Source organism: Methylomonas sp. (assembly GCF_023228165.1).
GTDB lineage: Bacteria > Pseudomonadota > Gammaproteobacteria > Methylococcales > Methylomonadaceae > Methylomonas.
This window is the reverse complement of record NZ_JALOBS010000014.1, coordinates 62,112-75,099: the sequence shown is the minus strand read 5'-3', so window position 1 is coordinate 75,099 and position 12,988 is coordinate 62,112. Positions and strand designations below refer to the sequence as shown.

Below are 12,988 nucleotides of genomic sequence, written 5' to 3'. Positions count from 1 at the left end.
GAAGCATGAAAGAGGAAAAAGCCGACTACGCCTCTTCGGGTGTCGAACAACTTATCGAGCGGCTACGCGAACAAGCGATTGACGCCGGCCAAGCTAAAGCCGAAAGCATAGTTACCGATGCGCAAAGGCGCGCAACCTGGTTGATCGGCGAAGCCGAGCAGGAAGCTAAAAATATTCTCAAAAAAGCCCAAGCGGAAGCGGATTCCATCCAAACCGCGGGAATTGACGCCTTAAACCTGGCCGCGCGCGACGCTTTGCTGCGCCTCAGAGACACCTTGTTGGGCAGTTTCAGTCAGGAAGTTCAGCGGGCGGTTGGCGAAAAAATGGCCGATCGGCAGTTTATGGAACAACTGATTTTGGCGCTGGCCGGTCAAGTACGGGATAAAACCGGGCTTGATCAGCAGCAACAGCTGACTTTTCTACTGCCTGAAACCATCATCGGTGTGGAAGAATTGCGTAAAAACCCGGAGGAATTGCAACAAGGCGAGTTATCGCATGTTTCCGCCGCCATTGCCGGCGATTTGCTGCGTAAAGGCGTGCATTTTGAAGTGAGTGATGAAGTGAAATCCGGTTTGGTTATCCGGCTTGAAGACAACGCCATGTTAATCGATTTTACCGATGAGGTTGTCGCAGCTCTGTTACTCAGACACTTGCAACCACGTTTCCGCGCCTTGTTGCAGGGCATCGTCAAGTGATGCAAGGTTTTAAATATACGCTGCTACTCAGTAGCCTGCCTGTACAACCGGCGGAATTATTTAGTTCGCGCTTACCGGTTATATCCCGGATTCAATTAGATAAACGCCTGGCATTACTTGATGACGATGATGCAGCCGATTTGGCGCGAATCGAAAGCCTGTTGCATTGGTCGAAAATGCAGGAATGGGATGATGCCGCCATCATTAGCGCCGGCGAACGGGAACTGGCCTTGATACGCAGCGATTTTCTGCGCGATGTCGTCAGTTGGCGCTTGGAGTTAAGAACGCTGTTAACCGCTCTCCGTCGTCGACACGCCGGCGAGAATATCACGGTTGCCGATCCGTTTTACGGCTTTGGCAGCCATCTGCAGTTTATCCGCAGATACTGGCAAAAACCCGACTTCGGTCTGGGCAATACCCTACCCTGGCTCAAACAGGCTCAGCAATTCATATCGGAAGACCACGCTTTGGCGTTGGATAAGCTGATGCTGGAATTAAACTGGAAACAGTACGAGCGACTGAGTGTAGGGCACTATTTCGATTTTCCGGCCGTGGTGTTGTATGTGCTGCGCTGGTATCTGATCAATAGGTGGGTCAGTTACGATAAAGAGAGAGCCTTATTGCGCTTTAATGAATTGATCAGCGCCGGAATGGCCGATGTATCGCTGGAATTTGAAGGAAAACCATGAACGAGCAAGCATTAACAACCGCCACTGCGCGCATTGTTGCGGTACAGGACGACATCGTTTCCATAGAATCGTTGGGAGCCACGCCGCTGACCAAGAATGAGGTGGTGTACATATTACCCAGTCGCAGTGAAGCTAAACACCAGGAACGCCTGAAAGCCGAGATCTTGCGCATCTATGGCAACCGGGCGGATGCACAGGTGTATGAAAGCACTATCGGGGTCGGGGTCGGCGATCTGGTTGAACAAAGCGGTGAGTTATTGTCCGTGGAACTGGGCCCCGGTTTGCTCGGACAAGTTTATGATGGTCTGCAAAACCCGTTGGACGTGTTGGCGACGGAATTCGGTTTTTTCCTGCCGCGCGGCGTGGATTTTCCGGCGTTGGATAGAAACGCCAAATGGGCGTTTACCCCGTGCGTTCAGTCAGGTGCTAAATTATTCGCCGGCGGGGCGTTAGGCAATGTGCAGGAACGCCGCTTCAAACATAAAATCATGGTACCGTTCGATATCAAGGGCGAAGTGGAAGTGACCTGGATACAGCAGGGTAACGTCACCGTGGCGGAACCGGTAGCCAAAATTCGCCTAAGCAACGGCAAGGAGCAAATTGTTACCTTGAAACAGCGCTGGCCGGTACGTAACCCTTTGTCGCAAAGCATGCTGCGCAACAACGTTAATCAGCGCTGTTATCCCAGCGAGCCTTTGGTAACGCATTTACGCCTGGTCGATACCTTCTTTCCGATTGCCTTGGGGGGTACTGGCTGCATACCGGGGCCGTTCGGGGCAGGTAAAACCGTCTTGCAGAGCTTGATTGCGCGCAATTCCGAAGTCGATATTGTAATCGTGGTGGCCTGCGGCGAACGGGCCGGCGAGGTGGTGGAAACCATCAGCGAATTTCCGCTGATGACAGACCCCAGAACCGGCGGTTCCCTGATGGACCGCACCATTATTATCTGCAACACCTCTTCCATGCCGGTAGCCGCCCGTGAAGCATCGATTTACACCGGCATTACCCTGGGCGAATACTATCGGCAAATGGGCTTGAATGTATTGTTATTGGCCGATTCAACTTCCCGATGGGCGCAGGCCATGCGGGAAACCTCCGGGCGACTGGAGGAGATTCCCGGCGAAGAGGCCTTTCCGGCTTACCTGGATTCTTCTATCAAAAGCATTTACGAACGGGCCGGCGTGGTGGCCAATGCCGACGGCCATACCGGCAGTTTGACCATGATAGGTACGGTATCTCCCGCCGGCGGCAATTTTGAAGAGCCCGTCACTCAATCGACATTGAGTACCGTGAAAACCTTTTTAGGTTTAAGCGCCGATCGCGCGTATAAGCGTTTTTATCCGGCGGTTGATCCATTGTTGTCTTGGTCGCGGTATCTGGAGCAGTTGAATCCCTGGTATCAACGGGAACTGGCGCCGGATTGGACTGAACATGTACAGGATATCCTGCAACTGTTGGCCCACGGCAATAGCGTGCACGAGATGATACAAGTAGCCGGCGAAGAAGGCGTCACCATTGAGGACTTTATCGCCTACCAGCAAGCCTTGTTTGTGGATATGGTTTATTTGCAGCAAGATGCCTTTGATAACGTGGATGTATCGGTACCTCTGGTACGTCAGAAAGAAACCTTCATGCTAATCACTAAACTTATTTCCGACGACTATCGCTTTACCGACCAGAACCATGCGCGGGATTACTTTACCCGTTTGACAGGATTGTTTAAAAATCTGAATTATGCGGTCTGGCAATCGAATGATTACAAACAACTCTTGGACAAGATTATCAATTTGAAAACAGCCGCCATGTAAAGTTATCAGTAAAGTCTGCGGACTGTAGGCGCTTTGATCTAGAATAGCCGCAATGTGAAAACATAAAGTGGTCACCTTTTGTTCGGACGGTCAATTATGAATTATCAAGCCCATGAATATCATATGGCGTCAGACGAACTTAATAATTCAAGACGCTTCAACTCACCTCGTTTACGGCGCTGGCTGGTATTTTTGCTGGTTTTCTTGCCATGCATGCTGGTTTCTCAAATTTATATCTTCCTGCAACCGGCTATCTATCAAAGCGTGGCTACGGTACTGACCATGGCTGCCACGGATATCGATCAAGCCAGTCCTTCCGCCGACATCCAGCATGTCAGCATCCAGAAACAGATATTGTTGGGTACGGCAATTTTGGAAAAAACCGTTGATCGATTAGACAACATGCTGACCAATAACCGAAACTGGAATGCGGATGAGTTAAGATCCATGTTTGCGGTCATTTCAGAACCCGAAACCAATTTAGTGCATTTACAGGCTGAAGGTCCGGAACCTAAAGTTCTACAGCGCGCGGTAAATGCCTGGATAGAAACCTATTTGCAGATACGGGCCGCTTTTGTTGCCGAAAATACCGAAAAAGTCACCGCGGAAATAACCGATCAGTTGCAACGCATAGACCGTCAAGTTGCGGACAAGCGAAACGAAATCGATCGATTCCGATTGCAACATGACATCTTATCTACCGAAAGCGCCGACAATCAGGCCCATGCCCGTTTGCAGGGCTTGAATAAATCCTTGAATAGCGCACTGGAGGAAGAGGTTAAAGCCAAGGCCAAGCTGGACACCATCCTTGCCGCCATATCCCGAAACGAAGTGGTGGTGCCGGAAGAAGATACCCGAGCGATGGCTGTTCTGCTGCAACAAGCGGAAAAACTGCGTGCAGAATTAGCGGCTATCGAAGCACACTACACCAAGGATTACATCGATCTAAATCCTAATCTTGGTAAGGTGCGGGAACAGCTAATTGAGATCGAGGCCAAAATTGCCGAAAAAGCCAGTGTAGGTAAAGACTTTGCCCGTCAGGAAGCTGAACACAACTATGCCGCCGCCGGACAGGCCGTGACCGCCATACGACAACAAATGCAGGCCCATAAACAACTGGCTGCCGAATATACCTCCCAGTTTACCGAGCACCAGGCGCTGCAACAGGAATTGCTTAAATTGGAAACCTTGCAACAGGACACCAAACAGCGACTGGTGGATATCGATGTCAAGCAGCGCGAAAAATATCCACAGGTCGACGTGGTCGATTGGGCATCCTTGCCGGACACGCCCATCAGGCCGAATTATCTGCAAGAATCGTTATTGGCGTTTGCAGGCAGCTTAGTACTGTCCTTATTGGCGGTACTGATCATCGATTATCTAAGCCGGGAAGCTATTGCACCGCCCGCACCCATGTCGCTGGGTGGTATTCATTTGCATCATCAACCGCGGGCTATGCTGGATGTGGCCGAGCAAGCCTCGCCTCAAGTCGGCTACGATCCATTAAAAGCCTTACCGGTTGTCGATATCCCGAGAGAATTAACCCGGCCGGAAGTGCTGGCGCTTACCCAAATCGCCGAGCCGTCGATCAAGGCAGTCATTAGCCTGCTTTTCAACGGATTATCGTTGGCTGAAATCCTTTCCTTAAGCCCGGATTGCCTTAATATTGAAGCGCTAATGATTTTGATACCCGGGCAACGTAACGTTTTGATGACGGATTCGGTAGCCGACTGCTTTAGCCAGTATCCCGCATTCGAAAATTGGCCGACGGAAGCGGAAATAAAAACTTTGCTCTGCTGTGCCGCGATTGATAGTGGACTGCCCAACCCTGAGTTGATCACGATTGAGTCCTTACGATACACCTATATGCTGTTTTTATTGCGGCAAGGCATCAAATTAGCGGATCTGACCAAAATAGTCGGGCCGCTTTCACCCGATCAACTGCTGGAATTGGGTCGGCATGCCGCATCGCCCGCCAATCTAGGCTTGGAAAATATCAAGCTTGATTATTTTCGGGCAACCGGTTCCTGATAAATCTTAGCCAAATCAAGATTTGACGGTATCGCTATTGTGGTTGGCTTGGCATAAAATCTTAACGCACTAAGTAATTCAATAAGTGGGAGAAATCATAGTGGCACAGGCATCGGTGGCGGTGATTCTAGCAATGGTTATGGCCTTGATCGGCATAATCTTTGTGTGTTGGCAATTGAAGCGGGTATTGGCTTACAACGCTGGTAACGACGCCATGCAGGCGATAGCAGACGCCATTCAGGAAGGTGCGGCCGCGTTTTTGAATAGGGAATACCGTATTCTGTCGATATTCGTTGTTACGGTGGCCATCATCATAGCCAGTTTTTTACAAATACAAACCGCGGCATCCTTTCTGCTGGGAGCTATCGCTTCCGCCGGTGCGGGTTACCTGGGTATGTACATTGCGGTTCGCGCCAATGTACGGACCGCCGAAGCCGCCCGGCATAGTCTGCATCAAGGCCTGCGCGTGGCATTCGGCAGTGGCGCCATCATGGGCATGTCGGTAGTCAGCTTCAGCTTGCTGGGCATGACCGGGTTGTATTTGCTGTTTAGCGACGATCCTGATTGCTTGACCTATATTACCGGATTCGGCTTCGGTGCCAGTAGCATTGCCCTGTTTGCTCGTGTCGGCGGCGGTATCTATACCAAAGCAGCCGACGTGGGGGCCGATCTGGTCGGCAAAGTGGAAAAAGGCATTCCGGAAGACGATCCGCGCAATCCCGCGGTGATCGCCGACAATGTCGGCGACAATGTCGGCGATGTGGCCGGAATGGGGGCGGATTTATTTGAAAGTTACAGTGGTTCAATTATTGCCGCGGCGACACTGGGCAGTGCCTTGACCGGCCAGCTCGACACAGCTTTAGTCGCCCTACCCTTTTTAATCGCGGCCATTGGCGTGATCGGCTCGCTATTGGGCTTTAGTGTCGTTGTATTTTCCAATATCGGCGAAAACTCCAGTTTATACTCGCTGTTGCGGGTATTACGCAGTTCGGTATGGGCGTCGTCCGTGGCCGTACTGGGTTTAGCCCTGCTGGTTATTCGTCACGAACACATAGCCATGCACTATTGGTATGTCATTTTAGTGGGTCTGATAGCGGGTAATGCTATTGCCTATGTCACCGAATACTATACTTCTTACACCGAAAAACCGACTCAATCGATTGCGGCCGTCTGCGAAACCGGTGCGGCAACCACTATCATACAAGGCTTGGCAGTCGGCATGATGAGTACCGTATTTCCGGTATTAATTGTCGCGGCGACTATTTTAGCCAGTATTTGGCTGGGTTTTAAAGCGGACGGCAGTATGGCGGCTGGCCTTTACGCCGTGGCCCTTTCGGCCGTCGGCATGCTGAGCACGCTGGGGATTACCCTGGCTACCGATGCTTACGGCCCGGTAGCCGACAACGCCGGCGGTATCGCCGAAATGTGCCACTTGCCCGCGGAAGTACGCCAGCGCACGGATGCCCTGGATAGTCTGGGCAACACCACTGCCGCTACCGGTAAAGGGTTCGCCATTGGTTCTGCAGTGTTGACCGCCCTGGCCTTAATGGCGGCTTATGTTACGGCGGCTAAAGTCGAACATCTGAATCTGCTCGACCCCACCATGCTGCCGGGTATTTTGATAGGCGCCATGATGCCTTATCTATTTTCGGCCATGACCATGATGGCGGTTGGCAAAGCGGCGCGCGCCATAGTCTTGGAAGTGCGTCGCCAGTTCAAGGAAATTCCCGGTCTGATGGAAGGTACGGCGCGCCCGGATTATAAAGCCTGCGTAGGCATCAGTACCGAGGGCGCCTTGCGGGAAATGATTTTGCCCGGTACCTTAGCGGTTACAGTGCCGTTACTGGTTGGGTTTATACTGGGTAAGGAAGCGCTGGCCGGTTTATTGATGGGTACTACCGCATCCGGATTCTTGTTGGCCGTAATGATGGCGAATGCTGGCGGTGCTTGGGATAATGCCAAAAAATATATCGAAACCGGTCAATACGGCGGAAAAGGTTCCGATGCCCATAAAGCAGCGGTGGTAGGCGACACCATAGGCGATCCCTTCAAAGACACCAGCGGCCCATCATTGAATATATTAATCAAACTGATGAGCATCGTCAGCTTGGTCTTTGCTTCGGCATTCGGCTCAGGTTGGTTGAATTTTTAAGAGTACATAACAAGAATTTATGAAAGATATGAAAAGATTATTGCTTATTTTAGCCATTAGCGTGTTGCTGAACGGCTGCGCCAGCTTTGGCAGGGGTATTACCGAAGCCATCTTGGAAAAGCAGGATAATGAAGACACTCGTTTGTGCGAGATTACCGGCAACCAGTTCACCGGGCTTAAGCCGCAATTGGAAGCGCCTGGCCGCAAAATGAAAGTGTTGATGCTGCATGGTGTAGGCAATCACCTACCGGGTTATTCCACGGAATTTTTAGAAAAACTGGCTAAAGAATTGGACCTACCGGTTACGACCCGAGCTTACAAAAATATTAAACTGGTCGACCCCAAGGATCCGGGGAAAAACTTAGGTAATTTACGCATTCATCGTTACCTGGATCAGTTCCAGTCTCAAGAATTATTGTTTTACGAATTGACATGGTCGGAAATTACCGCCAAGGACAAAGAAGTTCTGGCGTACGATAATTCCGGCGAACAGTCGTTCCGCCGTGCCGAGGTCAACGATTTATTGAAAAAGTTTTCTAACGACACCGGCCCTGATCCTATTATTTATCTGGGAGAGAAGCGCGACGATATCCTGGTGGCCTTTGCACAATCGTTTTGCTGGATGATTAGTGGCGACTGGACTAGTTTGCCTGATGACGTGCATAAAGTCTGCTCGTCAAAAAATGTCACGCCATTCTATAACGATAGTTACGCCTTTGTTTCACACAGTTTGGGCAGCCGGATTACTATCGATGGCTTGCAGCGACTCGCGTCTATTTATGCCGATGGAGAAACCGCGGCGTATTACACAGCAATCGCAAATGTTCTGAAAAATAAGGAAATACCTATTTACATGATGTCCAATCAATTACCCATGCTGCAACTGGGTCGGGCCACACCTAAAATCGCCAATCAGGAGGCCGCCTACTGCAAACCTGACGGAGAAAAATTTGCCGAGCGCATGTTATTGAAAACCAATATTATCGCGTTCAGTGACCCTAACGACTTGCTAAGTTATGCATTACCGCATGATTTTGTTAGCAAATACCTGGATTCGCGCTTATGTATCAACGTCACCAACATCAATATCAATGTGGCTAAAATTTATGATGCGTTCGGCTTGGGTAAGCTCGCCAATCCGATGGATGCGCATATCGGCTATGACACCGACGACCGGGTGATCGCCTTAATAGCCAAAGGTATCGCCAACGAAAGAACGGCGCCTATTGTCAAGGAACGTTGTCGCTGGATTAAAACAATTGATTAGACAGCCGCGCTTGGCCGGTATTCGGATCGATGTTTAACAGACGTCCACATGCCGGCAATGGCATGGGTTTGCCGAATAAGCGTGATTTGATTCGATGAAAGCCGCCCTTTTCTCCCACGGCATAATTGTGCGGCTATTTGCTGCTGAATAATTTCTTAACGTCGGCCATGTAATCCGCACATCGTTTCGGCCATTTCGAATCGGGCATACAGCACGCTAATGTAAATCAGCTTATACGGATTACGGGAGTTTGCGCTTAGAACCCCTTATATTATCTCTATAAATGATCTCTACTCGGAGTCGGGAGCTATTCCGGCTTTTCCCCCGCCAGTAATGCTTTGGCATACGCTTCCCTGCGCCTTTGCCCTTCGGGAGAGTTGTCGCGGCGAGAACGAAATTCATCCATCAGGGTAGAGCCGCACACACAATTTCTAAATACCTCTAAAATGACTTGTCCGTCATCGTCTTCAGACTCTTTAAACGGCGACCGACCGTTCCTGAGATCTTCCGTTTGCGCTAAAAACTCGGCTTCGGTTTGATACTCGCGGCCGCAATTACCGCATTTTCGTGGAAATTTAAACGGTAACGCTTTTAAACCTTGAAAAGATTCATCAGTCATAGGAAATATCCCTCTTTAATCAAAACGCCTTGCATCAGCGGGCAGTTTATCAAATACAGTATGTCTTGTTATCCCATATTGTTCGGGATAACACACCCCACCCAGATGCAATCCATACGGCGGCGCGGTAGCTGCGGCTTGCGACCGGTCTTTGATCTGCAGCAAATGCGCAGTCCAATCGGCCGGTGCCTTACCCATGCCGATGTTCATCAATACACCGGCAATATTTCTAACCATGTGATGCAAAAATGCGTTGGCGCAAATATCGATGATTACCCGATCATCTTGTCTATACACATCAATGAAATGCATGAACCGATTAGGGCTGTGCGATTGGCAACCTTGAGCTCGAAACGAGGAAAAGTCGTGTTCGCCGATTAAATATTGGGCCGCCATATGCATTTTATCGGCATCCAAGGGCTGATGGCACCAAGTAGCCTGGCTGCGCAGCAAAGCCGATTTCATGGGCCGATTCAGTATCACATAGCGGTAAAAACGTGCAATGGCACTGTAACGGGCGTGAAAGTCTGCCACGGCCGGTCTGACCCAGGTAATGCGAATATCGTCCGGCAATTGACTGTTGCCGCCCATCAACCAAGCCTTTAAATCGCGTTGCACTGCGCAATCGAAATGCACCACTTGTTCGAGCGCATGCACACCCGCATCGGTGCGACCGGCACAGTGAACGGTAACCGGCTGGTCGGCGATTTTAGTTAAGGCATTCTGTAATTCGGCTTGCAGGGTACGTCTGCCGGCTTGCCATTGCCAACCGGCATAGGCCGTGCCGTCGTATTCGATGCCTAATACGATGCGGGCCATGTTATCACTCATGGATGAAAACCGGACAGCCGGCCTCGACATTATCGAATAACTCGATGACATCGGCATTATGCATGCGAATACAGCCATGGGATGCCGGTACGCCTTGCATCAGTTGATCCGGACAGCCGTGAATGTAGATATACCGCCAGGTGGTGTCGACCTCACGGTAGCGATTATGCCCCGATTCCAATCCACCCAACCACAGAATTCGACTGAGTATCCAGTCCCGTTGCGGCTGAGCGGCGGACAATTGCGGGGTATATATTTCCCCTGTTAAACGGCGGGCTATGAATACGCTGTTGATCGGTGCGCCGGCGCCTATTTTGGCGCGTATCCGGTGCCGCCCGGTAGGGGTGCATTCGCTACCCTTTAATTGACCAGGGCCGTTTTTGGCTGTGGAGACCGAATAACTTTTTAGCACCCGATCATGATCTCGCAGCGTTAATTGCTGATTAGCGATACAAATATCCAGTGAGCGGCTCATTTTTTAACGAATAAGGCAATCGATTCGACATGTGCCGTTTGCGGAAACATATCCATTACGCCGGCTTTAACCAGCTTATAACCCAGATCATTCACCAGGATACCGGCATCGCGCGCCAATGTGGAAGGATTGCACGACACATAGACTATCCGCTCGGGTTGCCAATGTTTGAAATTATGCAACACTTCGGAGGCCCCGGCCCGAGACGGATCCAATAGTACTTTGCTGAATTTTTGCTGACACCAAGGTAGATCTTTGAGGTCTTTGCTTAAATCGGCGACATGGAATTCGACATTGTCCAGACCATTCAAGCGGGCATTTTCCCGGGCGTGTTTCACCAACGGAAAATCCCCTTCCACGCCGACTACCTGCCCGGCAAGGGTAGCCAAAGGCAGGGTAAAATTACCCAGGCCGCAGAATAAATCCAGTACTCGGTCATCTTTGCTCAGTTCCAACGCATCCAACGCACGGCTGACCATTTTTTGGTTGATATCGTAATTGACCTGGGTAAACATGGCGGGGCGGAAATTGAACTTCATGCCCTGCTCGGCCAGCGTATAGCAAGGAATTACTTCTGTTTCACCGTCCAACGGCACTATGGTATCCGGACCTTTAGCTTGCAAACAGATGTTGAGTCCATGCTGTTCGCCAAACTCGCGCATACGCTGTTTGTCCGCATCGGTAGGCGGCTCCAATACGCGGAAAGCCAACACCACATCTTGGTCACCAATGGCTACCTCGATTTGCGGGATTTTATCCTTAATGCCCAGGCCGGCAATCATTTCACCCAAAGCCAGCAGCTTTTCGCCGACCAGCGGATGCATGACTTTACAACTATCGATTTCCGCTAAAAACGGATTACGCCTTTCCCGAAAACCCACCAGCACCCTGCCCTTTTTGGCGACCCACTTCCCACCCATGCGGGCTTTGGTGCGATAGCCCCAGTGCGGGCCGGTCAGAGCCTCCCAAATTTGCGGAATCGCCACTTTGCCGATACGCTGAAATTGCTCCTGCAATAACGCTTCCTTGAAATGGATCTGCTCGCCGTCGTCGACATGCTGGAAACTGCAGCCGCCGCATACGCCAAAATGCGGACAGGCAGGATCGACGCGATGCTCAGAGCGGGTTAATAATTTTGCCACCTTGCCTTCCGCATAATCCTTGCGGCTGTCGGTATATACGAATTCCAGGGTTTCCCCGGGTAATGCTTCATCAATGAATACAACTTTGCCTGCGACATGGGCGACACCACGGCCATCGTGCGACAGCGACTCTATGGTGACGGTAACGGGGTCTAGCGGTAATTTTTTCTTATGGGCCATGGTGCGAAATTAACAAAACAGGGACGCCGGGAATAAACCAGGTGCGATAAAATCGACCGGTATTCCGGGGAATTAAGTCGACCGGAAGGCTTAGGCGCAGTCCGGCCAAAACGATTTTTAAGTTGGAAACACGCCGGTGGACAGATAGCGATCGCCGCGGTCGCAAATAATCGCCACAATAATGGCGTTTTGTACTTGTTTGGCTAATTGCAAAGCCGCAAAACGGCACCGCCTGATGACACCCCGGCAAAAATACCTTCTTGGGCTGCCAGGGCGCGCGTGGTATTTTCGGCATCGAGTTGATTGACTTCGATAATTTGATCGACTCTATAGGCATCGTAAATCTTAGGCAGATATTCCTGGGGCCAACGGCGGATGCCGGGTATTTTCGATGCTCCTTCCGGCTGCACGCCGACTACTTGGACGGCGGCATTTTGTTCTTTCAGATAGCGGGATGTGCCCATGATGGTTCCCGTAGTGCCCATGGCGCTGACGAAATGGCTGATTTTGCCTTGGGTATCGCGCCATATCTCCGGGCCGGTACCTTCGTAATGCGCGCGCGGGTTATCCGGATTGGCGAACTGATCCAGTATGCGGCCTTGACCGTCGGCCTCCATGCCGCGGGCTAAGTCAATCGCGGCTTCCATACTGCCCTGGGCCGGCGTCAATATGATTTCGGCGCCATAAGCCTTCATTGAGGCGATGCGTTCCGCGCTCATGTTGTCAGGCATGATTAAAGTCATCTTATAACCTTTAATCGCGGCTGCCATTGCCAGCGCGATGCCGGTATTGCCGCTGGTGGCCTCAATCAAACGGTCGCCGGGCTTGATTTCGCCGCGGGCTTCGGCATGTTTGATCATGCTTAGTGCCGGACGGTCTTTAACCGAACCGGCCGGGTTGTTACCTTCCAGCTTGGCTAAAATAGTGTTAGTCGTCTCGCCGGGCAGGCGCTGTAAACGCACCAACGGCGTGTTACCGACTTGGGATTCGATTGTTGGAAAAATCATGGTGTGTGTGGGGTTCTATGGACGGTGGCTAATTATATCAAATACGCTTTATCCGCTGCGCGCTTGCTATCCGTAACAGTACTCATCGGCTA

At 51.0% G+C, this 12,988-nt stretch carries 10 protein-coding genes and 1 pseudogene; 6 read left to right on the top strand and 5 right to left on the bottom strand.

What is annotated here, in order from left to right:
* Window positions 1-5 precede the first annotated feature (5 nt).
* The 6 genes from M0R33_RS12270 to M0R33_RS12245 all read left to right on the top strand — a co-directional run bounded on the left by M0R33_RS12270 (window position 6) and on the right by M0R33_RS12245 (window position 8,642).
* The gene (locus tag M0R33_RS12270; protein WP_292569276.1) at window positions 6-695 is read left to right on the top strand and encodes a hypothetical protein; all 690 of its coding nucleotides are present in this window, start codon (window positions 6-8) and stop codon (window positions 693-695) included.
* Complete coding sequence (locus M0R33_RS12265) at window positions 695-1,384, top strand: DUF2764 family protein (protein ID WP_292569273.1); 690 nt, start codon at window positions 695-697, stop codon at window positions 1,382-1,384. The genes M0R33_RS12270 and M0R33_RS12265 overlap by 1 nt, the downstream gene beginning before the upstream one ends.
* The gene (locus tag M0R33_RS12260; RefSeq protein ID WP_292569270.1) at window positions 1,381-3,192 is read left to right on the top strand and encodes a V-type ATP synthase subunit A; all 1,812 of its coding nucleotides are present in this window, start codon (window positions 1,381-1,383) and stop codon (window positions 3,190-3,192) included. The genes M0R33_RS12265 and M0R33_RS12260 overlap by 4 nt, the downstream gene beginning before the upstream one ends.
* Before the next feature lie 96 nt (window positions 3,193-3,288).
* Window positions 3,289-5,223 (top strand): hypothetical protein, encoded by a 1,935-nt coding sequence (locus tag M0R33_RS12255; protein ID WP_292569267.1) that lies wholly within the window; start codon window positions 3,289-3,291, stop codon window positions 5,221-5,223.
* A gap of 100 nt (window positions 5,224-5,323) precedes the next feature.
* The gene (locus M0R33_RS12250) at window positions 5,324-7,375 is read left to right on the top strand and encodes a sodium-translocating pyrophosphatase (protein WP_292569263.1); all 2,052 of its coding nucleotides are present in this window, start codon (window positions 5,324-5,326) and stop codon (window positions 7,373-7,375) included.
* A 19-nt stretch (window positions 7,376-7,394) separates the two neighbouring features.
* Window positions 7,395-8,642 (top strand): hypothetical protein, encoded by a 1,248-nt coding sequence (locus M0R33_RS12245; protein ID WP_292569260.1) that lies wholly within the window; start codon window positions 7,395-7,397, stop codon window positions 8,640-8,642.
* Between the two features lie 307 nt (window positions 8,643-8,949).
* Here the strand turns inward: M0R33_RS12245 and M0R33_RS12240 are convergent, their stop codons facing one another.
* The 5 genes and pseudogenes from M0R33_RS12240 to cysM form a co-directional block, all read right to left on the bottom strand.
* Complete coding sequence (locus M0R33_RS12240) at window positions 8,950-9,261, bottom strand: hypothetical protein (protein WP_292569257.1); 312 nt, start codon at window positions 9,259-9,261, stop codon at window positions 8,950-8,952.
* Window positions 9,262-9,276: 15 nt separating this feature from the next.
* Window positions 9,277-10,080 carry a tRNA pseudouridine(38-40) synthase TruA gene (gene truA / locus M0R33_RS12235; protein ID WP_292569254.1) on the bottom strand — a complete coding sequence of 268 codons (804 nt, stop codon included), beginning with the start codon at window positions 10,078-10,080 and terminating at the stop codon, window positions 9,277-9,279.
* Window positions 10,081-10,084: 4 nt separating this feature from the next.
* A complete protein-coding gene (locus M0R33_RS12230; protein ID WP_292569251.1) occupies window positions 10,085-10,567 on the bottom strand; it encodes a L,D-transpeptidase in 483 nt (160 codons plus the stop codon).
* A complete protein-coding gene (gene rlmD / locus M0R33_RS12225) occupies window positions 10,564-11,889 on the bottom strand; it encodes a 23S rRNA (uracil(1939)-C(5))-methyltransferase RlmD (RefSeq protein WP_292569248.1) in 1,326 nt (441 codons plus the stop codon). The genes M0R33_RS12230 and rlmD overlap by 4 nt, the downstream gene beginning before the upstream one ends.
* 117 nt (window positions 11,890-12,006) lie before the next feature.
* Window positions 12,007-12,896 (bottom strand): annotated as a pseudogene (cysM, locus tag M0R33_RS12220) (cysteine synthase CysM).
* Window positions 12,897-12,988 lie beyond the last annotated feature (92 nt).